Source organism: Maridesulfovibrio sp. (assembly GCF_965230075.1).
Taxonomy (GTDB): domain Bacteria; phylum Desulfobacterota; class Desulfovibrionia; order Desulfovibrionales; family Desulfovibrionaceae; genus Maridesulfovibrio.
This window is the reverse complement of sequence record NZ_OZ245945.1, coordinates 1970238-1996561: the sequence shown is the minus strand read 5'-3', so window position 1 is coordinate 1996561 and position 26324 is coordinate 1970238. Positions and strand designations below refer to the sequence as shown.

Below are 26324 nucleotides of genomic sequence, written 5' to 3'. Positions count from 1 at the left end.
TAATAATCCGGGATTAGTTACTACCTGAATTGAGCTGTACAATGGCATCCTGTAAATCTTCTGCCATCATTGCGAGATCGGCAATTGAGCATGCGGATTGCTGAGCGCTATCTGTTGAACCTTCCGCCAGTTGTGCAATATGTGAAACCGTCCTCTCAATATCTTTAGATGCAACCGACTGTTGGGAGGCGGAGAGAGCTATACCCTCAATTTTCTCAGCCACATTGTCGGACAGCCCTTGAATATGTTTGAAAACGTTCACAGAGTTGTTGACCTCACTATCAGCCGAACACGCATAAGCGAGAGCTTTCTTGACCCCCTCAATATTTTCATGAGTCCGATCCTGAATGCTGGAAATACATTTATCCACTTCCTTGGTAGCAACCATAGTCTTTTCGGCCAGCTTGCGAACTTCGTCAGCAACTACAGCAAAGCCTTTGCCGGCTTCTCCGGCACGGGCAGCTTCAATAGCGGCGTTTAAGGCCAGCAGGTTTGTCTGATCGGCGATCTCATTAATTACGCCGACAACTTCACCTATAGACTCGATCTCGGTTCCGAGGCTTACCATATCAGTCTCTAGGCTTGATACCGTCCCGGAAACCATACTCATAGCATCTCTTGCCCTAAAGACGACTTCAATTCCGCCACCGGCTTCTTTTCTGGCATCATTAGCCGTGGAAGAAACCCCCTCCGCATTTTCCGCAACCTCTCTGGCGGTAAGATGCATTTGCTCCACTGCAGTTGCTGAAGCATTCATATGTCCCTGTTGTTCCAAAGCCCCATCAGCAATTGCTTGCATCCTGACTTTTAAATCAGCGGAAGCTGCAGTCAGCCGCAGGACAATTGCTTCGGCCTGAGTAGAAGCCCCGGTAATCTTCTCCATAAGCGAAAGAGTGTAGTTATGCTGTTCAACAGCCTCATCTCTTGCCTTCTCTGCAAGTGCGGCCTGATTTACAGCATCCTCTTCAAGTGAACGGGCCTCATCAATGCCTTCTTTGAGTTTGCCGACCATAACGACCAGCACATCACGCAGCTCCTGCAATTCGGCAGCAAACCGTCCTTCCGGCTCGCAATCAAGATCTCCGCCAGCCACGGACTTAGCGTACCCTCCCAGCCTTTTCAACGAAGATGAAACCGTCAGCATGACCCAGAGCAATATGAACAGGACCGCAACGCCCACAGCGACTTCTATAGCTATAACCGTGTATCCGATTACGGCAGAATCATGCTCCAATCTTTCGGAACTGATCGTCAGAATTTTATCATATAAAGGTTCTACAGCCCTAGCGGACATAATGAGCTCAGCTTTAAGCTTGATTATGGAATTCTCCAGGGCAATGTATTCATGAAAGGCTTCGCTGTAATCATCCAGAGCAGTCAGCAAAGTCTTGGCACGCTCTTCGGGAAAGGCTGCACGCACCTCATCCCTGATCCTCAAGATCATGGAATCAACACGCTTAACCGGGGTTTCACCTCCGCGGATTATGTAATTCTTCTCCTGTCTGCGCATTTGAAGAACTAGAATCAACAATTCGGAGTTGATTGTGCCTTCCTTGAAAGCTTCTTCCATGTTTCTTGCCGCATTGATGAAATTCCAACGCAGACCTTCATTCATGGTAAGCCCTTTTGATACATAATGATTATGCACTTCAGTCAGATATTTCTTATAGGCATCAATAAAGCTAACAACCTTGACGCAGGGCTCTTTCAATTCAAATGAAAGGGCCTCAACCTCTTTCACTTTCTTCACAGAATCATCCGCATGCTTAATGGCCTTTTCAAAAGAAGAAGAATCCATACGCAACAGGAAATTTTTCTCCTGCCTCCTCGCTTGCAGAAACAATTCAACCCCTTCATTTGCAAGCATCTCAACCTTACGGCTGTTTTCAATGACCCTGTCACCCCAATAGTTAACGCCGAAAATAGCAACAAGGCCCAAAAATGATGTCATAAACACCAACATTAATTTTGCTTTGATACTCATAAATACTCCATGCGCCATACTTTACGTTGTTTAACCGGGAAAAAGGACAACGTCAGTCAACATTATTGTTGAGAATATCTACAGCACCCGTATCCCAATTCCTGATTCTCTTATTTGCCACCGCCGACTCGATCACAGATAAAAGCTGCTCAATAGCTATCGGTTTTGTCAGATAATCAAAAACACCGTTGCGCATCATTTTGAGAGCATTTTCAATGACCGGAACCCCAGTCAGGAGAATTATTTCTACAGCAATTCCATGTTTCTTGATAATTGTGAAAACATCCTCTCCCGAGAGATTCGGCATATTGCTGTCCAGTACAACAACATCGACCTCCCCTTTTTCAAGCACATGCAGGGCGGCCATTCCGTCGGCAACGGCCATAGCCTCAAACCCAGATTTGCCAAGAATGTGTTTCAGGCTTGCTCTGAAACGATCCTCATCATCAACAATCAGAATTCGCCCTTTGTTACTCATTACGACCTCGTTACATCTGTAGGAATTGCCACCGAAAAAACCGTCCCTTCACCGACAGAGGACTCTACATCGATATTTCCTCCCAATTGATTGATAATACGCAGACTTACGGCAAGACCGATTCCTGTCCCTTCTTCAGAACTTTTAGTTGTGAAGAAGGGAGTAAAAATATGTGGAAGTTTATCTTCAGCTATTCCACAGCCGTTATCTGCAACACGGACAACAACCTTTCCGCCTTCCCGCCTGCTGGAAATGACAATCTCACCCCTGTGCCCGACAGCTTGAATTGCATTTTTAAAGAGGTTCAAAAAAACCTGCCGCAACAGCGGAGGGTCTGTATTGACTGGAAGCGCACCGGAAGGAATGTCCCGGACTACTTTTATTTTCTTACCGCCCACTTCTTCATCCACCAACGCGAGCAGTCCCTTCAATAACTTGTTGATGTCCACCTGCTGGGTTACAGGCAGCCTTTTTTGGCCCATATCCAGCAACTTATGAGTGACTTCCGAACATCGCCTTACCTGAGCCATAATTACCGCAAGACTTTCATCAATCTCATCGGTAAGCACACAACTCTCTGAAAATTCGAGACTGCCCCTTATTATCTCAGCTTCCTGCATGATTATATTCAGAGGATTATTAATTTCGTGGGCTATTCCAGCAGACATCTCGTCAAAAGAATTCATACGCTTGAGCTGAACAAGCTGACCTTCCAGCTCAAGACTCCTACGCCTCGCACGCTGCAATTCCTGCAAAATAAACCCAAGCAACGAAAAACCTGCAACAGCAGCTATAATCTCAACGCAGGTGCCGTACCCTGCATTGATCAGCGATCCTACAGCACCAATTAACGCAAGCCCAAAAAAAACATGCCGTAAAATATTAAACTCTCTAACTTCCAGAGCTGACATTCCCGCCACCGCCTTCACGTTTTAAAAGAGCATGCTCATGAGCGCTTCGAATCCTTTCAATAAGGTCATCGATTTCAAAAGGTTTGAGAATGTAATCATAGGCCCCGTGACTTATTCCCTCCAATCCGGATGCAACCGAGCTATGGCCTGTAAGCATGATCACTTCCACTTCACTGTGCTTGCGGCGCATATGCTTTAAAACATCCATTCCGCTCATACCGGGCATCCTCACATCAAGAATTACTACATCTACAGGATTGGCAGAAAGGAAACGCAAGGCATCAGCACCGTTGGAGGCCACTTCAACATCAAAATTCCTTCTTTCAAGCCTTCTTTTAACCAGTTTCAAGAAATCAGCTTCGTCATCCACCACAAGCAGCTTTATTCTGGACATGATTCCTCCTGTATGTAGATATTCCTGTTCACCAGCGGTAACCGCACAATGAATTGGGCTCCGCCTTCAGGCAGATTTCTGGCCTTAACGCTTCCTCCTACTCTTGTGAGGATCGTGTAAATGATGGAAAGTCCTAATCCGGTGCCTTCCCCGGCAGACTTGGTAGTGAAGAAAGGATCAAAGACCTTAGAAAGAATCTCCGGCGGAATTCCCGGACCGGAATCAGTAATCTCAAGCTCAACAAAATCACCGTTACACCGGGTTGAAAGCTTGATAGAACCGTCATTTCCTACGGCATCAATTGCATTTTCCATGAGGTTCAAAACAACCTGCTGAACCTGATTAAAATCAGTGGAGATAGAAGGAAGGTCCGGGCTGAGATCGTAGGTGACCCAGATGGTCCGGTATAAAATCTCGTTATCAAGAAAAGACACTGTCTCCCGGACCAGTTGATTAAGATCGACATCATCCTGCGCCGGTTCCATACTGCGTGCAAAACCAAGCATTCTGTGTGTTACTGAACGGGCCCGTTCCACATGGCGTTCAATATCCCCAAGAGCCTCTTCCAGATTCGGAAGATCTTTAACCCCTTCAAAACCGCCATCGGAAATCATGTCCCTGATCCATCCGGCACTTTCCCTGATAATGGAAAGAGGATTATTGACTTCATGCGCTACTCCGGCTGCCATCTTTCCAAGTGAAGCCATCTTAGAGGATTGCATGACCGTGGCATCCATAAGAGATTTTTCTTTATCCGCAGTCATCAATTTGCGGACAATGGAAGTAATAACGAAATATGTCCCGATGGAAATCATCAGGGCGCAGACAAAAAGCAGAACAAATACAAGTGACTGATCCCGAATGACCGGAGAAAGCTCCTCTTCAGGATTCTCAAGAACCACGAGGCTCCAATCGACCATGTTTAATTGCATTATCCCGGCCACCATTCCGGTTCCGTAATCGTTCCATTTGATTATCTCTACGTTGCCGCCGGGGGAAAAATCAGGAAGGATTGCCTTGGAAAGAACATCGCCGCCGCGTCTGGATGATGTTTGCAGCAACAGTTTGGAATTGATCAGATAAGCATCACCGAGTTGACCGGTCCGAACATTACTTACCAATGAATTGAATACATCTGAGTCAATGGTAGCGCGCAGTATCCATGTCCGCCCCTGTTCCCTGCGCTTAACGGCTATTACAAAATGCGGAAAATTCCTGTAGCCCATGAAAACATCACTTATAAAAACCCCTTTAAGCATGGCCTGATTAAACCAGCGCTGATCCTGATAATTGATGTTCTTCAAATCGTAAGGCCCGCAATAGGCAACGTGGTTGCCATGCTGATCGAAAACGCCAAGATCGATGAAGGAGTTCGATGTGCTGTAAATGGCATCAAAAAGACTATTCAGCTTTTCCTGATTTGAAATTTCAGAAAAGAAGTTGGTATTGGCGATGTTCTGTAACTGAACGACACGTTCTTCCAGAAACATATCAATGGCATCAGCCTTATTGAGTACAGTCAGCCGCAAATTGCTGCGCAACTTATCCTCATAAGAATCACTGAACTGACCATGCAGGACAAAACCCAACAGAAACAAGGGGATAAGCGAAAAAGACAGAGCTGTTGCAGTCAATTTCCATTTTAGCTGAAGATAGTGGAAAGCCTTCATTTTCCATCCCCGGAGAGCAGGACTTCAATTTCCCTGCGGAATTTATTCCTGTAGTTCTCAAAGGCAGGACCGTCCTTCATTATCATGTCCAGTTGCCTGGTCTGCACAAGCAAATATCCGACAACAACTAGTCCGCGCTCGGCCATATTTTGAGGAATCCCTTCCATACGAGCAAACAGGACATCCTCGCGGACAGCAGTATGAAACCCATGCTCCGACAATATTTCGGCCACCAACCGCAACCGCAAAGACCGCCTCCCCATATCCGCAGCGCCACCCTTAAATTGGAAAAGAACGTAATTCATTTCCGCATTATCACCGGCGAAACCTTCAATCGTGCAATAATGAAAGCCTAAACGGGATTGCAAGCTGCAATAGTTACGACCCACGATGAAATAGCTGCGTTCCCCAATACTGTTGCGCACTCCTGGAACCAAAGACGGATTGCAGGTGGCACCAAATAGAACCGAAGTAAATCCATCAACACACACATCAGGAGGCCCCTCCCATGGGAAACCGGTCATCCCGCCCCACAATGACTTCATCGCATTGGAACGGATATCCTCGAAACGCACATATTCATCATTATTGGCAACAATGTTCTCAGAAATCCCCCCCCCAAGATCGATAACCCAATACTGCAACCTTTCGCCGTCCAGAATCTGCCTTGCTGAATCATCAATTCCGGCACGCTCCTTGAACATTTCTGCAACGGCTTTTTCATGGCAGAAACGAGTTATGTCGTGCAAGGTTTCACATCTTTCCGGTATAAATTCCGAACTGCGTGGATCGGTTAAAGTCAGCGGGGTAATCAGTTTAAGCACAGCACCGAAAGCTCTGCGAACCGGAGTATCCTGATTTCGGATTTTACGTGGCTCAACAATACAGCCAAGGCTTCCCGAAAGAATACGCCCCCGGACAGCATCCACTATAACCTCTCCAGCCCCCTTCAATTTCTCAACAGCATTGGGGACACCGATCAAAGCGGGGATCTCATACTCACGAGCTACATTTGCCAGATGCCCGGTACAACTGCCGAATTCAGCTATCACGGCTGATGCATTGGGAAGCAGAGCCGCCAATTCAGGACCGGCGACTCTGGTAAGGAGGACGCCCCCGAGGGGGAAATCGATCATGTCGTGGGCATGTTCGATATAATAAGGAATTCCTGATGCGATTCCCGAACTGGCAGGCTGGCAGGACTCTAAAATTACAGGATAATTATGATCCTCATTAAAACTTTCCTGTACTCCCTGCAGAGCCATTATCCCGAGAGGACGACATTGCAGGACATACAGTGTCCCGTCTCCGGTCAATGCCCACTCCATATCCTGGGGGCAATCGAAATGAGCTTCTAACTTCAAGACAGTCTGTCCTATACGGACAAGCACTTCGCGGTCGATCGACGGCAAGTCCACTTGATCATTTCTCAACCTCCGACGGACAACACTTCCATCGTAAGCCATGAACTGCCCCCATTCCTGATCAGCAATTTCCTCATGAAGTACTGCAAGCGATTCCCTATCCAACCGCCAAAGATCACTTCTTGTAATCCCGTCGACAATACAGTTGGGGAGACCATGAGCAGCAGCAACAACTATCTGCCCTTCGTGAAGTCCGGAAGGATCACGACTATAGGCCACCCCGCCGGCCACAGCATCAATCATTTCCACACACCCCACGCACATGACCATCTCATCATCACGTATTCCATGATTCAGGCGATAAGTAATTGCGGAGGCAGTATACATACTGGCAAGGACATCGCGGTAAGCCTCCACCACATCTTCAGGCGCAACACCCAGCTCTGTATGAAATTGTCCTGCAAAACTTGTTTCCGTACTGTCTTCACAAAGAGCACTACTGCGCACCGCGTGGGATACTTTTCGCCCTGCAGCCAACTTCCCTACCGCTACAGAAATTTCATTTTCAAAATCTTTAGGAAACGGACAAAGGCTGATGGTTTCCCGGATATTTCTTTCAAGCACTCTGAGAGTGGCATAACTATCTTCACCGCAGATCTGAGCCACCCTTTTCACCTCATCGCCCAGACCGGTTTCGCGCAGTAAAGAGTTGAAGGCTGAGGCGGTAATGGAAAAACCCTCAGGGACAGAAATTCCGGGGATAGAGGCTATTTCGCCCAGCAAAGCCATTTTTGAACCAACTTCGGATATCAGATCAGAATTCAAATCTCGAAGATTAATAATATTAGGTCCGTCATGATCCTTTTCATCCACTGAAAGCTCTTTATCCATGAGCGCAAGAATCCTGTTGAAAGCATCCTTGAGTCCTTCGTACCTTCCGGGGGCAATACGGCATAGCCGCTCAATCATATTACGCACATCAGCGGAAATCCGAACATTTTCAGCCCTTATGTAAGTCATTCCCACAGGCTTAAAGCTTTTTGAGGCTTCAGTTAGTTCAGCCATCCTTTTGAGGGCACTGCTATTAGCTGAAAGCAGCTGTCGGAAATTTTCACATCGTTCAATGAAACGTGCTGAGGTACTGTGATCTTCAGCAGACGGATTTCTCAATATACGGGAGATTGCATTTATGAAGGTACGCATATCCAGCCTCCAACATCAACGGATTCTAATCCTGGATTCTCTGACCGCATCTACAATTTTAAAATACAATTCTTCAGTGCTGGCAGGCTTGAGAAGATAGTCAAAAGCCCCTCCTCCGGAGACTTGCGCAAGAGCTTCCATATTCGCATGACCAGTCAGTATTATCACCGGAATTGACGACTTCAAGGCTCTTAAGTGCTTCAATGTCTCAATCCCGGACATCTCAGGCATCATGATATCCAGCACAATTACGTCAAAATCAGCAGCTTCAACCATTCGCAAAGCCTCTTGACCGCTTGAGGCAATACTAACTTCAACATTGCGACAAATGAGACGGCGTTTGTAAGCTGTAAGGAAATCATTTTCATCATCAACTAGAAGAACGTGGATACTTTTCATTATCTACCTCCTTAAACCTCCCAAGCGCAGGCCGGGCGGGAAGTTCCCGACCTGCTAGTGAGGGGGGGATGGTGATCAGCATTATGCGGTCACAATAATTACGAAAGACTAGTTTCCCAAAAAATCACGAACGGCTACAATAAGCGGCGCAAACGTCCAGAAAAACAACAAAAGCAGAACAGCTGTGAGCACCACAGTTATGAAAGATTGAAATCTTCCCAGTTTTCCAGTTTTATAAAGCCCCACCCCAACAAGGATGGCCCGGACTGGCTCCATTACAACAGCCAGTCCCGGTATCCATGAAATAACCATCACCGCTCCACTGGAGTAGGCATAAACATTGAAAACACAGGAATAAGAAGCCATGGACGGGGTCATCATCCGCATAATGCAAAACGAGAAACAGGCTCCCAGTGCAGGCATGAACAGAGCGTTGATCATCATAACCACGCCCATTATCAGTGAATTTTCAAAAAAATAGGTTATACTGACCGAACAGTAGAACAGGCCTGAAATCATCAGGAAAAGAAGCGCGCGCCTGCTGCCTGTTTCATCGTTAGCGCTCTCAAAAAATGAAGCCGGGGAACGTATAATGAAGATTAGAGATTCCAGATATTCCCGTACTCCCATTTTCACCGACGGTGCCTGTGTATTAGTCATGACATACTCCTAATTCAGATAGCTGCTGATCCCTTCAACCAGTCCCCAGAGAAGCATGGCTGAGGTCAGCACAAAAAGGATCTGCTGCTCTGTTCTTTTTGAAAAATATGTGGTTCCGTTTTTATGAATGAATTTCTTTTCAACCTTATTTCCCGTTTTCATTGGCTATCCCCTTAAGGTGCGGCCGACCGGGGCCGACCGCGTTTTTTCCGGTTTAGAAGGACGGCAGGCTGCCGAAACCTATTCCGCTCCAGTAAACCGCTGTGAGCAGGATGATGAGAATGTTCGCAACAAACCACATGGGAATACCCACACGCAGGTAGTCCTTCGGCTCCAGATAACCGGAAGCGTAGACAATTGCGTTGGGGGGAGTTCCAATGATCAGGCAGTATGCAAATGATGATGCCACCGCGGTGGACATAGCCATAAATGGAAGGAAGGTTGTGCCGGGGTGCACGATACTGGCCATATTCAGGGTAATCGGACCAACTGCGGCCGCGGCAGGTCCGTCAGCCATCAAGTTGGTCAACACTGCGGTCAGACCGTTGGAAGTCAACATGAGAGGAAGACCTTCACTCATACCCAGCGGAGCCAGCATATCGATGCAGGATTGAGCCAGCCAATATGCCGCACCGGTCTGGTCAAGAGTTCTACCGAAGATGATTGCACCAGCGTAGAGCCAGACAACACCCCAATCTACTTTTTCCTGATAATCGCGCCAGTTAACAACTCCGGCCAGCAGGTAGGCCACCGCACCGGCAACCGCGATTACACCGATACCGAGGCGAATCGGGTAAATGCCGATGTTGTAAAAAGCTTTTTCTGTGAACCAGCCGAAAACCATGACGAGGAAAATAACCATGGCCCAGATCTGATCCCTGTTCCAACGGCCCATCTTATTGATTTCACTTTCAAGATGACGCATAGCCGGAGCCAAAGAAGTAATCCGGGGCTTGAAAAGCATATTGCAGACAATCCAGGTAAGCGGAATCATAACTATAACAAAGGGCATGCAGTACATGATCCACTGAGCATAACCGATATCCATACCGAACATATCAGTAAGGTAAGTCATCATGATTACATTTCGGGCGCCTCCTGAAGGAGCACCGGGACCACCGATGTTACAGGCCATTGCAATGGAGATCATGAGCATTTTAGCCAGTTCCTTGTCCTCAGGAACTTCGTCGGTCAGGCTGTTCTGATAGAGCAACATACCGATGGGCAGGAACATTGCGGCAAGGGCGTGGTCGGAGATGAAAGCCGCAAGCGGGCTGATGACCACAAAAAAAATGAGAGTAATCCAACGCACATTAGGCACAGCCAGCTTCTTGAACATGAGCATGCACATGCGCTTGTCCACTCCCGTTTTAACGAAAGCAGCCGCGAACATAAGCGACCCCATGATAAACCAGACCGCATCACTCCAGTACAACCCGGCCACCTGACTTCGGGTAACAACCCCTGAGAAGACCAGAATCAACCCGATGCAGAAGGCTACCCCCGGAAGGGGCATGCACTCGGTCATAAAACAGAAGACGACAAATACGACCATGGCAATGGCAACTTTAATTTTCCATGCCCCGCCATCAGCGTTTTTTTTATCATTTTTGGAAAGGTCGGAATAATTCAAATTCTTTGTGCGCAGGTTGTACGCACTTTTCATAATATTCAAAAAAACTTCATCAGAGATGTTCTTTTCCACATAATCTCTAGCCTTAACGAGGTTGGCAGAATCAACCGGAATCTTATATTTCTTGACCCACTTCTCGTTACGGCTCATAAAACGTTTCTTGCTTAAAGCGCCCATACGCATATTCCGTTCCATCATACGCGCCGTGAGAACCTGCCATTGTTCCACAGCGGCACTTCCCGCACCGAAAAGCTGTTCACTGATGTAATTTGTTACAACCTTCGGACCTACTGAATATTGCATCCCGACTTTTTTCATACCCTGCGGTGTGGGCAAAGCCAGAATAATAAAAAACAGTACCACCGGAATAATCAGCAGCCTCCAGTTGACAAACTTATCGTATCCGGTTGCTTTTTTCTTTGAGTTTGACATATGTTTACCCCTATATTGCAAATCTGCTGTGATTATCTGGACGAAATAATTCGAGCTATTTCGTAAAAGAGTTCCTGCTCCCTGACGATGCCAACATCTATGCCGTTCTCTTGAACGATTATGCGTCTCTTGCCTGAGGTGATAAGGGCATTAGTCGCATCCATAAGGTTCGCTGAGGATTCGATAGTCAGGAACTCTCCAGACAGCAGAGAGCGAACAGTCCTGCCCGCAAGCTTCTCTGCAAGAGTTGTGAATTGGCCATCCCAAAACATTGCCGAATATTGAAGACTGTCCGCAGTGGAAGGCTTCGGTGCTGAAAGGTATTCAGGAAGAACAGCATAAAGCAGATCGCGGGGACTGAGGATACCGGCAGTACTACCGTCCGCGTTCCGTGCGATTACAGAGCGATGCCCGGACTCCATGAGTCTGTTTGTCGCAACCAGCCCCTGCATAGACTTCCGCAAAGCAGCAATTGCTTCGCTTATGGTGCTGTCCGCTTCGACCTCCGTGTACTCATCAAGGGGAACCATCACACTTCCGACCGATTTTTCCGGCAGCTTCACTTTTGCCACACTGTGAAATGCATCATTGATTTTGGCTGCAAGCAGGTCGATATCGCAGGGCTTTGCCAGATAGTCATAAGCGCCTGCGGAATAAGCCTTTTTAGCCCCCGAAATATCGCCATGCCCTGTAAGCATAATGATGGGAATATCCGGATCCTTTTCCCTGATTCTTTCAAGGGTTTCATGACCGTCCATTCCCCCCATTCTGACATCAAGAATGATGACATCCGGCGAATGAGACAGAATACCCAGAGCCTCTTCTCCACTAGCCGCAAGCATCGTTTCGAAGCCCTTGCGGGTAAGGATTTTTGCAGTTGTCTCGCGAAAACGTTCCTCATCATCAACCATGAGGACTTTGATAATTTCCATTATGTAACCTCCTTTAATTTCAACTTTAACCGGAAGGAAAACCTATTCCTGATTTTCCTTCCGGGCCGAAAGAAATCGTTGTTTCTGTCTGTGTATTTTTGCTGATGCCTCCTCTACATTTTCAAGCAGCTCCTTCATACTCACCGGTTTGATCAAGAAATCGAATGCACCTAATTTCAAGCCTTCTACCGCCACCTCCATTGAGGCGTGCCCTGTCAGGATAACCACTTCCACAAACGGGAACTTTTTTTTGATTCGCTGCAATGTTTCGATGCCGTCCATGCCCGGCATTTTGATGTCAAGAAAGACAACGTGAACATCTGTCTGCTCCAGCAATTCGAGTGCTTCTTTTCCTGACGAACAGGTCAAGACTTCAAAACCCAATTTCTCGAAAAGCTTCTTGGTAGTGCAAAGCAGACGTTCCTCGTCGTCTACAAGCATGATTCTTGTGTTCCTCATTTTGAGTTCATCCTTTTAAATTGATTACGGTTGCACAGAGCAAACCAATGAAACCGACCTCATTAATGCAGACGACATGCCAAAAGATAAGTATTTGATTTAAATAATAAAAAAACCGCAAAACAAACTCGCAACAAGCAAAGACAAGACTTCTTTTAAGCAAAGAAAGACAGCAGGAAGGGCACTAAAATAAACAAAAGGACCAAATAAATGAGGCTGGCACTGGAAATGCAAAGATTATTAAGCAATAGATATGAACAGGAGACGACATGCTAAATTACAATAACATCTACTTCGACCGTAACGACCATCTACTGGTTGAACTTTTCAACGACATAATTTCCCGCAAGAAAGACCAAGCACGCTTCAGGTCACTGCTCAGCCCTTACCTCAAACCCCACGGAATTAAAGAACTAGCCGCTCCCTACGGTATCAGAATAGCCTATGCAGTATTCAACCTGCTGGGTTCTCTTGAATCTGATGAAGTAAATGAACGGCTGAACGCTTTATCAACCCTTAAGAATGAAGTTCTGGCCACTTCAAAGGCCACGTTGAGAAACAACAGGGCGCGGGTCCTTATTCAGATCGCGAAGGAAATCATAAGATCCCGAAACGATGAACATAAGCAACTCCGGCTGGCTCACGATTTCCGAACTGTTTCCTTCGGAAAAAGTAGCTTTATACGTATGCAACTAAAAAAATATCATCTTCTCGAAATGCCGGAAGAATGGAATCAGCTAACATTTGATGACCGAGTGCATGATGCGAATAGTAAAGGTAGGAAATCTGCTTCCCATCTGGTTATGGATGCATGGATAAAAGGAGTTCGCAGGTTGCGCGTTGTCTATTACGACTTCCTATCCCCGGAAGTGGCAACCGAACTATATTCCGCAGCAAAAATTCTGGACATAAAAGTGGAATTTGGAATTGAATTAAGAGCCCTGCTCCGCAACCGATATATAAAATTCGTATGGACCCCGAAAAATATTATAGACCAAAATGATATCATGGACTTTTTCGAAAATGCCAAGGTACAGGAAATCATGCAATTTGGCAGATCTTCCCAAAAAAAACATGCTGAATATATTCGCCGTGTGACTGCAAAATTTAACTCTGTGCACCGGCAATCCATTGAACGGGAAGTCGGAGTAAAAATTCCTGAAATTGATTACACGGAATTTCAGAACAGCCTAAAATCCATAGCACCAACACTGACCCATCTCGGAAAGTATGTTCATGAGATTTCACTCCCCCACTTCAAGCAGAGGGTGAAGGATCTTGCCGCTGTATACCTTGTTGCAAGTGTTGAGGAAAAAAGCAGAATCGACAAGCAGGTGGACTCCATCAATCTCCTTGATCCGGATACGATCACGGTCCGTTATCTTTCGCCGCAAGCCAATTCAGAACTCCCGAACCCTAATCGACCGCCAGTTTCTAAGGAGGACCCCGCCCCCATAGTGTTCTCGCCTAGTAGATTGACGGGAAAGCTGCTCAGTGCAAGCCCTTCCAGTAGAATAACCCTGATTCTGGAAAAAATGGAATTGGAAGATGCGCTGGAACTTGTATACGACTGCAAAGGACGAATTACGCACTTTGAATTGATTAATCTCAAAAATATCACCGAAGAACACTTCCCGAACCGCGTACCGTTCAACAGGTTGCAACAGGCGCTGAACACAGGCAACTCTATAGGATTAAAAAAGATTGTTCGCGGCTGTGTTGATAAATTAAAAAGAAGAAAAGAGCCCGAACAGAATGAACAGCTTACAAAGCTCATTCATATTCAACAGCATATTGAGGAACTGAAAAACATCTATAAGCATCGCAAAATCAGGACAAGGATCGGAAGCGGTTCAACCGGAGGCTCATTGCGGGCCATCGGTATGGGATTCGCTGTTGCCGAGACCCTGCCACCACGTGCGCGCAAGGAAATCAAAGAAAATCCAGACAGAAAATGTCTACCTGTTTCGGCAAACTTGTCTCTGGTTATCAAATATATGTCGCAGCGCAACATTCCGCTGATTTCAAGCAATTTCCTAAGCCACGTAAAAGATACCTTTCTATTGCGCGAAATATTACAGCGCAAAGAAAAGAAATGGGAAATTTCCAACTATCAAATTGAACACGGACAGTGCGGTAACATCAGCCCCCTGGGAGGATTATCGCAAAATACCGGAAACGGGCTCTCATTGATCAGGCAAAAACCGGATACCGTAAACAAGACCGAACCGCAGTACATAAACAGTACCCTTAAGAACATATTTAAAATTATCATCGGCTTCATTCCGGCCTTTCTGACTTTTTACCTCACCAAAGACTGGTGGGTTCTGGCGTGGCTGGGCGGCCTGATCTGGTTTTCCATCACCGGATTCCGTAACATCATTCAGTCGATACTTGGTGGAGGCGGCCTCAAACGGTCTCCTTATCTGGTCTGGAGTGACTTTATAAACTGGAACCGCATTGCCGATTCCCTTCTCTTCACAGGATTCTCTGTGCCCCTGCTGGATTGGTTATGTAAATCCGTGGTGCTGGATGGGATGTTCGACATCAATGTAACCACCGACCCGACCATGCTTTACACGATCATGGCAATAACCAACGGTATATATATAACAGGTCACAATATCATGCGGGAACTGCCCAAAGAGGCTGCCTTCGGCAATTTCTTTCGCAGCATAATTTCAATCCCCATTGCAATTGTTTTCAGTTACACCATTTCCGCAATTCTCTATGTCTGCGGGGTGCCGGAAATAGACATGCTCATTCAGCAATGGGCGGCAGTCATATCAAAGCTGGCTTCGGACTTTGCTGCCGGATTTCTTGAAGGTATGGCAGACCGCAAGGAAAACATAATAGCCCGCTCATGGGATTACGAAGAAAAAATACGTCAGGTTCTCAATTTCTTCTCAGAAATGGAAGTCAGATTCCCGAACAAAGACCTGCTTTCACTACTCGAAAATCCAGCCGAATTCATTAAGCTGTGCCGCAGCCGAGGTATCAATGACGATTCCATATTAATGGCAAACGCTTTAGACCTGCTCTATCTGCGCATGTACCAGCCAAGGGCTAAAGAAGCCCTGCAACAATCAATCAGAGGCATGTCGAAGGATGAAAAAGAAATTTTCAAATCATCCCAGCAGATTCTCAGCGAAAAGAAATCAGTCTCACATATTATAGTGGACGGCTTGATTGGCAACAACTTTTCGAAACCACTATCCTTTTACCTGCGGAGACATGAAGGTTATCTCCTAGAGCTGGATAGAATCCTTGCTCCAGCAAAAGCATCGTAAGAAACATCATCCAATAACAAAGGCCGGAACCTGCACATATTAAAAAGGCAGGCTCCGGCCTTTAACTATTCATTAACAACTAACCGGCAGCAGGAAGGATAATGCTGAATTCAGTACCCTTGTGCCGTTCACTCTTAACCCTCATAGTTCCACCAAGTGAATCTATTACGGTATGGCATACGGCAAGGCCCAGTCCGGTCCCGTCACTATTTTTCTTCGTGGAATAGAAAGGCAGGAAAATGCGCTCCATATCTTTTTCATGAATACCCACACCATTATCGCACACTTTAATCAAAGCATTTCCATTTTGATCCTGACCAGACGCGATCACAATTTCGCCGTTCTCGGAACCATGTTCATCCACAGCAGCATGAATGGCATTGTTCAACAAATTAACCATGACCTGCTGAAGAAGCCCCTGATCCGCGAGGACAGAAGGCGTCCGACTGTCCACATCCATGATAAACCGGATTCCTTCCAGTTCAGCTTTTTTCTCCACCATCTTGGCAACCTGCGGGAGATAATCCACCATATTTATCTTTTTGAATTCCGGTTTATTCTGGCGCCCAAAATTAAGAATTTGGCGCGTAATACCTGCGCAACGATCAATCTGCAACTTCAATTGCTTATTAATTTCTGCGATTTCAACACTGTTTTTTCCTTCGCCGATTCTTTCAATCTCCTCATGCAACAACATTTCAAGCAGAGTCAGATCACTTTTCATTATCTGCAAAGGATTGTTGATTTCATGAGCGAACCCTGCTGACATCTCCCCTAGTTCAGCAAGCTTGGCCGCACGCAGAAACTGGGCTTCAAGGGCACAGACGGTATCTGCCTGTCTGGTTAGCATGTCATAAACCTTATTACTGGCAACAACTGCCAGCAGGACCAGAACCGATCCGCCACAAATCAATATGGCAAGGATAAGATACAAGGCACTACTGCTGGAGCGGAAAGCATCGGAATGCTTTTGACGAACTACTAGCCGCCATTTTCCGTTATTAAGACTGGTCGTGGCAAAGATGTATGCTTCATCATTTTCTGAACCGTCGAAAGTTATAACCCCGTCTTTCTGATCCGGGTAAAGATAACTATCCCGATCGAAAAGACCTCCCCCACTACGCCGGGAAGTCTGTAATCTATTGGCGCTGTTGATTATGTATGCTTCCCCGGACACACCAATATTAACCTTTTCCACTATCCTTCTTAACGCCGCAGGTCGCAATGTAGCCCGCAACACCCACTCTTTATTATCAATCAGCTTCGATACAGACACATTCAAATGCGGAACTCCCCTTAGTCCGAGATAAATATCACTGATGTTGTATCCTTTGCCGACCGTCTCTTTATACCACCTCGAATCAAGGTAATTCTTGTTTTCAAGACGATATTCACCCACATAAGCAACTTGATTGCCTTCAGGGTCAATTACCCCCAGATCTGAATACATATTCCGCCTTAAACTGCGTAACTCTCCCAGTATCTCCCTGACTTTAGCAGTATCCTTGATATCTCTTCCTAGCAGGTCCAATGATTCCATCAAGTCAGCCCTGCGTTCATTCAGAAAAAAGGACACCATTTCAGCATGGTCTACGGCTGCCAACCTGACTGCAGACATAGCCAACTGCTCCATCGACTTTACATGAGAATAATAACCGATAGTTGCTGCCACAATTAAAGGGACAAAAGGAACAACGATCATCGATAACAGTAGCACCCTTCTTATTCCATGATACTTGCGCGTTCTCTCCACGTGACCACCCACCTTCTTTGCTAGATTTAGTTCCATTATTTAAAATAGTTAAGTCAAGTACAGTTCTGGTATAAATTCCGCATGTAACTACAAGCAAAAGAAAGCAATCACCATGCCGAATTGCCTTGACAAGCACAGGGCACGACTCTAACGCTAATAACAGTGACGCTTAAATTTTAAATAAAAATACTACTATGGAATAAATGCCATGTCCGAAAATGCTCAGACCAATGAACATAGCAACGGCAGTATGTTTTCTCCCAAGAAACTTTGGAACAGGACCGGTCTGCGCGGTAAGCTTCTGCTGTCGCTGTTGCCGACAATTCTGATCATCATTCTTATCGTGGGGGCAGCATCTTACAAAGTCTCTAAGGATTACATAAGGATAGCTCTTGGTAGAACAGTGGCTATGCAGAACCTTGCAATTGTCCACGACATAGAAATGTTCATGAATAATTGCGCAACAGATCTCCGCTATTTCGCTCTCAGCAAGCAGAAAAACAAAGACATCAGCGTACAGTTTCAAAATATGATTACGGCTGGGGGAATTCCATATTATGAATTGGCGTATATTCCGGCCTCCACTGGAAAACCTCAGATACTGATCAACAAAAGCGGTGTAGTGACAAAGCTGGATGATGCAGCGCTGAGCAGGGTCAGTCCCAACCCGCTGCTGGAGCTTGAGAAACTATCGACATTAAAAGACAGAGAGGTTCAACCTTCATACATCCGCGAAATTACCTATCCGGTACAAAACAATAAAAACGGAAATATGCTGATCAAAGAGAAGGTTGTCCGCTTTTACATAAAGACCTCAGATAGTAAGGGACACCCTGACGGAATAATATTTCTCTCGGTCAAAGCTGAAAAACTACGAAATTTCCTAACATTATATGACTCGAAAAGATCTCCGCTATGGTCATTTCAACGAAGTGATGAATTACGATTCAGTTATTTTGTTGACCCGCAAGGCTGGATACTTTTCCAGTCAATACCTAAGGAAGACGACAGCTCTGAACTGACATCATTCCTCGCAAGACAGGGCTATCAGGGGACTCTGGGCAAAGCAGAACACAACGTAGCCTTCCGCCCCAGCGAGATTCACGCGGACTACTGGGAAAGAATCGGAAAAATACAGAAGAAAGAAAAAGGACTGGAATTTTTATTTCACGAATCCGGTCAGTATTCCTCGACAATACCCACCCTTGCATATGCCCCGGTATGTTTCAAAAAAACTTCCGGCGGTGAATCTGAAGTTTATGGAGCCATTATCTATACCGACCGTAGTGTTCTGCCGAAAGTTGCGGGCTATGATTTCATGAGCATTCTGCTTGTCGTTTCCGGTATCGCAGTTGCTGCAACAATACTGGTGGTTCTTTTCTTCGGCAGGTCACTGACCAGACCGATACGGGAATTTGCTGCGGTAATGTCGGAGCAGACTTCACTGGATCAGCTTAAAGAAGTCGATTTACCGTACAAAGACAATGATCTACAAGTGCTGCAAAAGGCTTTTAACAGAATCATCCGACACGTTAACAGCCAGTATATTTTGATGAAAGCGAAAGACGAAAAGCTTGTAGCCATCAACAGTCAGGAAAAAGCTGATCTGAAAAAGGAAACTCAAGCCCTTGCAAATCTTGATGTCACTGTCATTCCGGAAATTATAGGCTACGGAAAACAGATCAATAACCTTAAGAATGAAATCCTCAAAGCCGCTGAGGTAGACGTTGATGTTCTTATTTACGGCGAAACAGGAACAGGGAAACAGCTGGTGGCTGAAGCTGTCCACAACAACAGTGCTCGCCGTGAAAAGCCCTTTATCTCAGTTAACTGCGGGGCTTTGGATGAAAATCTTCTTCTTGATGCACTCTTTGGGCATGTCAAAGGAGCATTTTCAGATGCAAAGACCGACCGTAACGGAGCTTTCATTGAAGCCCATGGCGGCACGTTGTTCCTGGATGAAATCCAGTCAGCTTCACTGAAAGTTCAGCAATCCCTATTACGGGCAATTGCATCACGCCGACTCAAGCCACTGGGCAGCGACAAGGAAATATCCTTTGACATCAGAATCATCGTTGCTACCAACGCGGATCTAACAACCCTTATTAAAGAAAAACTTTTCAGGGAGGACCTGTACTATCGGCTTAAAGTTCTCATGATCCAGACTCCTGCGCTGCGCGAACATCCGGAAAGCATTCCCCTGTTAAGCCTGTACTACATGAAGCAGGCTGAGAACCTCACCGACAAGAAAGATATTACCCTCAGCCGTGGAGCAGTTGCCAAGCTTAAAAGTTATCAATGGCCGGGAAACGTACGCGAACTGGTCAACAGCATCACCAGAGCTGTCGTCATGGCTAACAACAAGCTCATTCAGGCTGACGAGATCAAACTTGAAGGTGAAAGCTGCTCTTATGCAGAAGACGAGCACCCCGAGAGTGTAAAACAGAGCCTTGCCTCCGAGGAAACGATTTCCCCTGATGAAGATACGCTCGAAGAAAATATGGATTCAAATCAATCACAGAGCACTTCACTTAATGACCGCCAGCTCAAGGCATGGAAAGTCATTCGCACAATGGATTCCGTCTCCCGCAATGAATATCAAAAAATTGTAGGGGGAAGACTTCCGTCCCGTACCGCCATTTACGACTTACAAATTCTGGTTAAAGCCGGAAAACTCCGCAAGACAGGTCGCGGACCTTCAACCCGATACATAGTAGACGAATAGATCTTAAATGGAGCCAGCCGTATTGCATGGGAAAAGCCCTTCCCATGCAATACGCAATTGCGCAAAAGGCCGATTTTGCCAGATCTCAAACAACTGGCAAAACAGATAAGCACCTGAATTACTGTCTCAAAAACAAAAAGAATCGCTCCATAAATTGTGGCATAGGCTATGCAAAATAAGTCCTCAAAAAAATAAGCGCAAAGCTAACTTTCAGGAGATTTCCGCTCATGGACGCTCGTGCGATTTAGCCCTGCATCCTGTTTCTGAAAAAACGGCAAAGACCATCAATGAATACGGCCAGAAAGTATATTCCATGAAAATCATGAACTGGTGGCGCAAAGGCAAAACCACTACATGGGGCATGAAGATTGATTCGGACTGTTCTTTACGCATAACTCTCGATGACAAACCGGTTGAGTTTGACTACGGCATTATCACCAAAAATCCGGTGCAGATCAGGCGGCGAATCTTTCTTGACAGCAACGCGAAGTATCTCGCGGTGCTCGGCTATGACAACGAAATATGCAATTTTTCGTGGGAATGGGACAATGTGACAGAATTCAACCCTGATAAATTTGAATTCATGCTCCATCAATGGGATCGCATTATGGGCGAAGAAGACTATTTCATCCTCGACGATGCAAGGTATAATGGAGAATTCGCGGACCGCAATGACTGGTGCGAAGCTCAAGGATTTACTCTGGTAGAACCGAAGGTTATTGACCTTGAACAAGTAAGACACGAATTTGCCAAACAAGGAGAACTAACGCATCGTGGCACTCCCTTCCCCTCTCCTTCAATCAATATCCTTTAGTAAAATCAGGTACTGCCATAAGGTAGTTCAACCCCGATTAACTAAGTAAATATATTACAGAACACTTTTGGCAGCCCTGATCATCTAACCAGTAACCAAACTCTATTACTCAGCAATATTTTTTGGTCTAAGCATAAATAAAACTTTAAATACATCATATTATCAGATGCTTATTTTTTTTTACCCCTTTCACCCTCTTTACCCGTCTAGCAAACAAATCCGATTCTTGTAGGCTTTCCTCAAACGTCAAAAAACGGAGGAAAGCTTATGAGAACCGAATTGAACCAGACTTCATACCACCTGCCCAATACGGGCTTTGTGAGACTTGTAGATGTCCTGAAGGTCATCCCGGTATCTAAAACAACGTGGTGGAAAGGTATTCAGACCGGCAGATTCCCGAAGCCGGTCAAACTCACTGAGCGCACAACAGCATGGCGTGTTTGTGATATTCGCAGACTGATTGATGAACTCCCAAATCAGAGCGAAGCCTAACATGTCTAAGATGGCGTCCATGGCTTTTGAGGGGAGTAACCTGCTCCCCTCGCCAACCTCTTTCCCTCTAGGAGTTCTTCCGGCCAGTGTTGAAGACTCGCTATCCGTAGCAGCTTCAGCTTTTACGGTTCCTTTTGCCGTTCCTGCCGTAACTTTTCTTGCTGTGATCGGTGCAGCAGTCGGAAGAACCAGAGGACTTGAAGTTAAACCAAGCTGGATCACACACCCGAATCTCTATTGGGGACTGGTAGCGCGGTCGGGCATGGGTAAAAGTCCGTGCTCAAATGCCATATTAAAACCAATTCATGAGCAAGAGAATGCTGCATTTAAAGAGCATAAGCGAGAGTTAGAAGCATACGAGCTGGAATTAAGGGAATGGCAAAGCTCTTTTGCTCGCGCTCAGCGAAAGAACGACACACTTCCAGACAAGCCCATCTACCCTACTTGGGAGCAGATTTACGTTGAGGACAGTACCACACAAGCCGTTGGTTCAATTCTGTCCAATAATCCCCGTGGCATTCTCTGGTACCGTGATGAGCTTTCCGGCCTGCTGGCCGACCTAGGCCGCTATGACAACAAAGGCAGTGACGGAGGCGACAAAGCCCGCCTGCTTTCCGCATACGACTGTGGAGCATGGAAAGTATCTCGCAGTACTAAAGATGCCCTTCACATACCGCACGCCTGCGTTTCTATCTTCGGGACAGTCCAGCCGGATCTGCTTCCATCACTCTTCAAACATAAAGATACCGTTTCCGGCTTCCTGCCTCGATTCCTTTTCATTCGTTGTGAGCAAGAAGCTCCACCCCTATGGACATCAGAAAGTTTTGATGGAGAACCGGCTGAGCATATCCATGGATTCATTCATCAGGCATTAGACTTGAATTTTGGCCCGGAGAACTCCCCTGAAATAATCAAGCTATCCGATGCAGCCAAACACAAAGTCAAAGACTGGTACGACAATCAGGTTCTGTCTCACTGGTATCAACCGGAGCTTGAGCAGTTCGAATCTCTTGCACCTAAGTTACGCGGTGCATTCTTCAAAGTCTGCCTGATTATTCACATGTTAGATTGCTGGAGTACTGACAAATCTGAAATGAGTCCTGTTCATCATGAATCAATTCAGCGAACCATTGTTTTGATGGAATGGCTTCAGGAACAGCAAAGACAAGTCTGGACTCTACTTTCTGCCGGAAACAAATTTCAGGAAGCTTCAGCCATTGAACGGAGAGTTGCGCAAGCAATTGTTGCCCTTTCCAAAAAACTAAATCAGGCTCTGCTTCCCACCTCACGTATTGTTGAATTCCTTAATCATGAATTGCCAGAATCATTTCACATCAAGCCGGATGCAGTTGGCAAAACATACAAAAAATTAGGCATCGAAACCGGACGTAACAGCAAGGAACGTGGCGCCAAACTGACCCCGGAAATCATCGAAACGCTTTCAAGATACTTCCCAGTAGAAAAAGGTGTCATAGGCGTCACAGATGTCACTGAGGATAACAAAAATTCAGAATTTCAAGGAGATAAGCAAGTGACATCTAAGGTGACACCTATTTTTCAGGTGTCATCAGGTGTCACTTCTAAAAATGGTTATGAAAACAAGGACCTACAATAGGAATGACGGCTATGACACCTATGACACGTATTTTAGGGTTAATAACTCATATTGGTAAAAGTGCTCTCACATTTCTCCATGGAGTTAAACCTGCGACCCAATTTCGCGCCAGCACGATAGACCAAGATTCGTACATAGTAATGTGCTGTAGCTGTCCAAGCCAGTTTACCCAATGTTGCACATCGGGAACTGGCGAGGGAGATTCTCTCCCTTCGATCCCACGTAAGATTAAGAGTCGTGCAAGCACTCCACTCTCTGCGAGGTTTGGACTCCATGAAGAATAATGAAGAGAAACGCACCGAGTTCGTGAACACACGTGTCACTCCATCGGAAAAGAAAATACTCAAGCTTCAGGCTGAAGCCGAAGACATGAGTCTAGGCGATTATGTGCGCGAAAAACTGAATCGCCCACGAGTCAGAAAGACAAAAGCAGAAAGACAAAAAGTCATCCACTTAGCCCGCATCGGCAACAACATGAACCAAGTAGCTCGTTGGGCAAATACTTATAAGAAAAATGCTGAAGCTGCACAGGTGGTTCTAGCTCTCCTCGAAATAAAGGAGCAGCTCAAATGCTTATGAAAGTCTTCCGGCACGGAGTCGGACGCGGGGCAAAAGTCGTTGAATATGTGACGGGTAAGAAGGACTCCAAGAGAAAGGAGAATCCACCTGAAGTACTGCGTGGAGATCCTGAATTAACCTCAGACCTTATCGATACCACTACCCGTAAATGGCGATACACTTCCGGAGTTCTCTCATGGGCTCCGGAGGACAAGGTCACGCCTGAAGACGAAAGAAAGCTCATGGACAGCTTTGAATCATACGCTTTTGCAGGACTTGAAGCGGATCAATATTCAATCCTTTGGGTTCGCCACAGCCATGCTGGCCATCATGAAATGCATTTTGTGATTCCGCGCACAGAACTACGAACAGATAAAGCCCTTAATCCCTGCCCGCCGGGATGGGAGAAGCAATATAATCCGTGGTGTGAACTTCACAACCGTCGTCACAACTGGGCACGCCCTGATGAAATGAAACGCGCAAGGTTGGTCAGTCCGGGAAGCTCGATACAGAGCTATAAATCCGGCAATGCCTCAGAAGTAAGGCGGACCGTAACTGAAGCGATAGTTCAAGGTGTGGAAGCCGGTCTTATTCATAACCGGCAAGACATCGTCAGGACTCTTGAGGAATTCGGCTTTGGTGTACCGCGCCAAGGCAAAGAATACATAACTATTGAACTACCAGAAAACGACAACAGCACTGTTTCCCAGAAACGAAAAAACCGCCGCATCAGGCTAAAAGGAGTACTTTATGCAAGATCATGGACAGCCGAGCAGTTCAAACAACGCGCTGAGCTTAGCCGAGAAAATGAAGGAGCAGATGGAAGAACAAGCGCAAAGTTCCAAGCAGATAATTCAAGAAGGATTGCAGAGCTTGAGAAAAGCGTTTCTAAAATCCGCCAAACACGAGCTGAGTACCATCGAAACCGCTATAAAAACAGAGACCGCAGAACTCTCGAAAATTCAAAAAACCTTACTCCGCGACATGCACCGATCCTTGAAGATCCCAGTCGCAGTGTCATTAGCGGTGACAATCGTGTGTTGTCTGGTCCTAGTGGGCGGAACTCTATTCTGGATAGATCTTCAGGGAACAACCCTAGCAGAACTTTCCCAGAAGATAGAACACCAGAGGACAATAGAGAAAAAGCTCGTAAGCTGGGGAGTAACGCCCCTTCTGGACAACAACCGCAGGTTCATAATTCTACCAGCCGGGACAAGCCTGAAGCAGAATTGGCAATCAGGAAACCGTCCCGCCATTTTACTCAAGGATTAAGCCATGAACGAATTACAGAAGAGCTTATTGGACGCGCTGAGCCGAATCGAAGAAGAACAAGTACGCCGATTGGACGAACAAGATCAGAAGATAGCCATGCTGGAAAAGGAAGTACAAGGTTGCCGGGACTTGCAAAGCGAATTGGAGCAAGTTTTGAACGAATTGGAAAGGTTGTTCTCATAATGAAAAAGTTAATGCAAACTACTAAGAAAAAAAGCATAATTAATAAACTGTCTCGTGCACGCTAGAGTGAATATTCCTATTACAAATAGAAGGTATAAAATGAAGCCCAAAGACCAAGAGCCAAAGGACACTTTATATGCCGGCATTACCGATATTACACTATATAAAAACTCTTTCACCCTCATTGAGGGTATCGAACTGCGCAAAACATATTGTCACCTGTTTTCAACAAACATGATGGCATTCAATCCTCCTGGCCCGGAAGGGTTCCACCCAGCCCCATGGAAGCCAGCGAAAGGAGGATTCAGTTATGATATAGAAGTCGAGATTGTTGTTTCTCCTAACAATCAGCTAAGTATATATTACCCCCAACACGAAATAGTTTGGATCATTGCATCACTACTAAGAATTACCCAATATCCATATTTGTCAGTACCTGTACTTTCTGGCATGTCCTTTAACGCTGTTTCCCGCTCTTCAAAAGAGACACTTATAACTCCATTTGAAATTGAGAAAAGATATTTTTCAAAACCATTAGAGGGAGAAAGCGTACTAAATAATGACGTGCTAGAGTGGATGCAGCAGAATATAGTTTCTGTAGTCAAAATGCTCAACTCTCACCCCAAACTATATAATGCACTTAAGGCATTTGACTCTTCAGCAATAAACGGGAAAGTAGCATTAGGAATGCTGGCTCTATGGGGAGGAATTGAAGAATTATTTTTAGGAAATAAAGGAGAGCTAAGATTTAGAATTGCAGCATATCTTGCTTCTTATCTAGAAGAACCAGGACAGGAAAGATATAATTTATATAAAAAAATTGCCAAACTATATAATGATAGATCTACAGCTGCACATACCACTAAGGATATCAACATTGAACCATTCGTCGAAACATATTTAATTATGCGAAACGCTCTTTTACGTATAATTGAAAGCCAAAAAATTCCTAATCAAAACGAGCTCGAGTCATTGCTATTTGGCTGCAAAATCAATAAGCGCACTATAGCAACTGCCTGACGGAAACGCTCAATAACTAGGCTAAAAAGCTCTCGATCAGAAAGTTGACTACAATGTATACAATGTATACATTGTCTAAAAGG

Annotated in this window: 21 protein-coding genes; 8 read left to right on the top strand and 13 right to left on the bottom strand. The window is 45.7% G+C overall.

Annotated features, from left to right (window positions below):
• Window positions 1–13 precede the first annotated feature (13 nt).
• The 12 genes from ACO05Z_RS09005 to ACO05Z_RS08950 form a co-directional block, all read right to left on the bottom strand.
• Window positions 14–1984 (bottom strand): methyl-accepting chemotaxis protein, encoded by a 1971-nt coding sequence (locus ACO05Z_RS09005; protein ID WP_421901845.1) that lies wholly within the window; start codon window positions 1982–1984, stop codon window positions 14–16.
• Window positions 1985–2036: 52 nt separating this feature from the next.
• A complete protein-coding gene (locus ACO05Z_RS09000; protein ID WP_421901844.1) occupies window positions 2037–2462 on the bottom strand; it encodes a response regulator in 426 nt (141 codons plus the stop codon).
• Window positions 2462–3373 carry a sensor histidine kinase gene (locus tag ACO05Z_RS08995; RefSeq protein WP_421901843.1) on the bottom strand — a complete coding sequence of 304 codons (912 nt, stop codon included), beginning with the start codon at window positions 3371–3373 and terminating at the stop codon, window positions 2462–2464. Before ACO05Z_RS08995 ends, ACO05Z_RS09000 begins: the two co-directional genes overlap by 1 nt.
• On the bottom strand, window positions 3354–3767 hold the full coding sequence (locus tag ACO05Z_RS08990; RefSeq protein WP_421901842.1) for a sigma-54-dependent transcriptional regulator: 414 nt from the start codon (window positions 3765–3767) through the stop codon (window positions 3354–3356). The genes ACO05Z_RS08995 and ACO05Z_RS08990 overlap by 20 nt, the downstream gene beginning before the upstream one ends.
• Window positions 3755–5437 (bottom strand): sensor histidine kinase, encoded by a 1683-nt coding sequence (locus ACO05Z_RS08985; RefSeq protein WP_421901841.1) that lies wholly within the window; start codon window positions 5435–5437, stop codon window positions 3755–3757. Before ACO05Z_RS08985 ends, ACO05Z_RS08990 begins: the two co-directional genes overlap by 13 nt.
• Window positions 5434–7866, bottom strand: coding sequence for a PEP/pyruvate-binding domain-containing protein (locus ACO05Z_RS08980; RefSeq protein ID WP_421901840.1), 2433 nt, complete (start codon window positions 7864–7866; stop codon window positions 5434–5436). Before ACO05Z_RS08980 ends, ACO05Z_RS08985 begins: the two co-directional genes overlap by 4 nt.
• Window positions 7867–8019: 153 nt before the next feature.
• The gene (locus ACO05Z_RS08975; RefSeq protein ID WP_421901839.1) at window positions 8020–8403 is read right to left on the bottom strand and encodes a response regulator; all 384 of its coding nucleotides are present in this window, start codon (window positions 8401–8403) and stop codon (window positions 8020–8022) included.
• 108 nt (window positions 8404–8511) lie between these two features.
• A complete protein-coding gene (locus ACO05Z_RS08970) occupies window positions 8512–9063 on the bottom strand; it encodes a hypothetical protein (protein WP_421901838.1) in 552 nt (183 codons plus the stop codon).
• Window positions 9064–9072: 9 nt separating this feature from the next.
• Window positions 9073–9225 (bottom strand): hypothetical protein, encoded by a 153-nt coding sequence (locus ACO05Z_RS08965; RefSeq protein WP_015851738.1) that lies wholly within the window; start codon window positions 9223–9225, stop codon window positions 9073–9075.
• A gap of 52 nt (window positions 9226–9277) precedes the next feature.
• A complete protein-coding gene (locus tag ACO05Z_RS08960) occupies window positions 9278–11128 on the bottom strand; it encodes an SLC13 family permease (RefSeq protein WP_421901837.1) in 1851 nt (616 codons plus the stop codon).
• Between the two features lie 32 nt (window positions 11129–11160).
• Entirely contained in the window at window positions 11161–12060 is a 900-nt protein-coding gene (locus tag ACO05Z_RS08955) for a response regulator (protein ID WP_421901836.1), read from the bottom strand.
• Between the two features lie 42 nt (window positions 12061–12102).
• Window positions 12103–12519 (bottom strand): response regulator, encoded by a 417-nt coding sequence (locus ACO05Z_RS08950; RefSeq protein ID WP_421901835.1) that lies wholly within the window; start codon window positions 12517–12519, stop codon window positions 12103–12105.
• Window positions 12520–12788: 269 nt separating this feature from the next.
• Here ACO05Z_RS08950 and ACO05Z_RS08945 point away from each other — a divergent pair, with 269 nt between their 5' ends.
• On the top strand, window positions 12789–15809 hold the full coding sequence (locus ACO05Z_RS08945; RefSeq protein WP_421901834.1) for a hypothetical protein: 3021 nt from the start codon (window positions 12789–12791) through the stop codon (window positions 15807–15809).
• Between the two features lie 79 nt (window positions 15810–15888).
• Here ACO05Z_RS08945 and ACO05Z_RS08940 read toward each other — a convergent pair whose 3' ends face one another.
• The gene (locus tag ACO05Z_RS08940; protein WP_421904177.1) at window positions 15889–17442 is read right to left on the bottom strand and encodes a sensor histidine kinase; all 1554 of its coding nucleotides are present in this window, start codon (window positions 17440–17442) and stop codon (window positions 15889–15891) included.
• A gap of 328 nt (window positions 17443–17770) precedes the next feature.
• On the opposite strand from ACO05Z_RS08940, the gene ACO05Z_RS08935 reads away from it, so the two are divergent.
• From ACO05Z_RS08935 to ACO05Z_RS08905, 7 genes are all read left to right on the top strand, one after another.
• Window positions 17771–20287: a sigma 54-interacting transcriptional regulator gene (locus tag ACO05Z_RS08935; protein ID WP_421901833.1), complete on the top strand. Its 2517-nt coding sequence runs from the start codon at window positions 17771–17773 to the stop codon at window positions 20285–20287.
• Between the two features lie 313 nt (window positions 20288–20600).
• Window positions 20601–21101, top strand: a complete 501-nt coding sequence (locus ACO05Z_RS08930) for a hypothetical protein (RefSeq protein WP_421901832.1) — start codon at window positions 20601–20603, stop codon at window positions 21099–21101.
• A 267-nt stretch (window positions 21102–21368) separates the two neighbouring features.
• Complete coding sequence (locus tag ACO05Z_RS08925) at window positions 21369–21593, top strand: helix-turn-helix transcriptional regulator (protein ID WP_421901831.1); 225 nt, start codon at window positions 21369–21371, stop codon at window positions 21591–21593.
• 1 nt (window position 21594) lies between these two features.
• Window positions 21595–23208: a DUF3987 domain-containing protein gene (locus ACO05Z_RS08920; protein WP_421901830.1), complete on the top strand. Its 1614-nt coding sequence runs from the start codon at window positions 21595–21597 to the stop codon at window positions 23206–23208.
• Between the two features lie 273 nt (window positions 23209–23481).
• A complete protein-coding gene (locus ACO05Z_RS08915; RefSeq protein ID WP_421901829.1) occupies window positions 23482–23787 on the top strand; it encodes a plasmid mobilization protein in 306 nt (101 codons plus the stop codon).
• Window positions 23778–25286: a relaxase/mobilization nuclease domain-containing protein gene (locus ACO05Z_RS08910; protein ID WP_421901827.1), complete on the top strand. Its 1509-nt coding sequence runs from the start codon at window positions 23778–23780 to the stop codon at window positions 25284–25286. Before ACO05Z_RS08915 ends, ACO05Z_RS08910 begins: the two co-directional genes overlap by 10 nt.
• A 34-nt stretch (window positions 25287–25320) precedes the next feature.
• Window positions 25321–26241: a hypothetical protein gene (locus ACO05Z_RS08905; protein ID WP_421901826.1), complete on the top strand. Its 921-nt coding sequence runs from the start codon at window positions 25321–25323 to the stop codon at window positions 26239–26241.
• Window positions 26242–26324 lie beyond the last annotated feature (83 nt).

Excerpts from the sequence above, each read along its gene's own strand:
- ACO05Z_RS08960 (WP_421901837.1), bottom strand. The coding sequence starts at position 11,128 with ATGTCAAACTCAAAGAAAAAAGCAACCGGATACGATAAGTTTGTCAAC.
- ACO05Z_RS08950 (WP_421901835.1), bottom strand. The coding sequence starts at position 12,519 with ATGAGGAACACAAGAATCATGCTTGTAGACGACGAGGAACGTCTGCTT.
- ACO05Z_RS08910 (WP_421901827.1), top strand. The coding sequence starts at position 23,778 with ATGCTTATGAAAGTCTTCCGGCACGGAGTCGGACGCGGGGCAAAAGTC.
- ACO05Z_RS08980 (WP_421901840.1), bottom strand. The coding sequence starts at position 7,866 with ATGGCTGAACTAACTGAAGCCTCAAAAAGCTTTAAGCCTGTGGGAATG.
- ACO05Z_RS08920 (WP_421901830.1), top strand. The coding sequence starts at position 21,595 with ATGTCTAAGATGGCGTCCATGGCTTTTGAGGGGAGTAACCTGCTCCCC.
- ACO05Z_RS08925 (WP_421901831.1), top strand. The coding sequence starts at position 21,369 with ATGAGAACCGAATTGAACCAGACTTCATACCACCTGCCCAATACGGGC.
- ACO05Z_RS08965 (WP_015851738.1), bottom strand. The coding sequence starts at position 9,225 with ATGAAAACGGGAAATAAGGTTGAAAAGAAATTCATTCATAAAAACGGA.
- ACO05Z_RS09000 (WP_421901844.1), bottom strand. The coding sequence starts at position 2,462 with ATGAGTAACAAAGGGCGAATTCTGATTGTTGATGATGAGGATCGTTTC.
- ACO05Z_RS08915 (WP_421901829.1), top strand. The coding sequence starts at position 23,482 with ATGAAGAATAATGAAGAGAAACGCACCGAGTTCGTGAACACACGTGTC.
- ACO05Z_RS08955 (WP_421901836.1), bottom strand. The coding sequence starts at position 12,060 with ATGGAAATTATCAAAGTCCTCATGGTTGATGATGAGGAACGTTTTCGC.
- ACO05Z_RS08985 (WP_421901841.1), bottom strand. The coding sequence starts at position 5,437 with ATGAAGGCTTTCCACTATCTTCAGCTAAAATGGAAATTGACTGCAACA.
- ACO05Z_RS08975 (WP_421901839.1), bottom strand. The coding sequence starts at position 8,403 with ATGAAAAGTATCCACGTTCTTCTAGTTGATGATGAAAATGATTTCCTT.
- ACO05Z_RS08990 (WP_421901842.1), bottom strand. The coding sequence starts at position 3,767 with ATGTCCAGAATAAAGCTGCTTGTGGTGGATGACGAAGCTGATTTCTTG.
- ACO05Z_RS08930 (WP_421901832.1), top strand. The coding sequence starts at position 20,601 with ATGAAAATCATGAACTGGTGGCGCAAAGGCAAAACCACTACATGGGGC.
- ACO05Z_RS08935 (WP_421901833.1), top strand. The coding sequence starts at position 17,771 with ATGTCCGAAAATGCTCAGACCAATGAACATAGCAACGGCAGTATGTTT.
- ACO05Z_RS08970 (WP_421901838.1), bottom strand. The coding sequence starts at position 9,063 with ATGACTAATACACAGGCACCGTCGGTGAAAATGGGAGTACGGGAATAT.
- ACO05Z_RS09005 (WP_421901845.1), bottom strand. The coding sequence starts at position 1,984 with ATGAGTATCAAAGCAAAATTAATGTTGGTGTTTATGACATCATTTTTG.
- ACO05Z_RS08995 (WP_421901843.1), bottom strand. The coding sequence starts at position 3,373 with ATGTCAGCTCTGGAAGTTAGAGAGTTTAATATTTTACGGCATGTTTTT.
- ACO05Z_RS08945 (WP_421901834.1), top strand. The coding sequence starts at position 12,789 with ATGCTAAATTACAATAACATCTACTTCGACCGTAACGACCATCTACTG.
- ACO05Z_RS08905 (WP_421901826.1), top strand. The coding sequence starts at position 25,321 with ATGAAGCCCAAAGACCAAGAGCCAAAGGACACTTTATATGCCGGCATT.
- ACO05Z_RS08940 (WP_421904177.1), bottom strand. The coding sequence starts at position 17,442 with ATGGAGCAGTTGGCTATGTCTGCAGTCAGGTTGGCAGCCGTAGACCAT.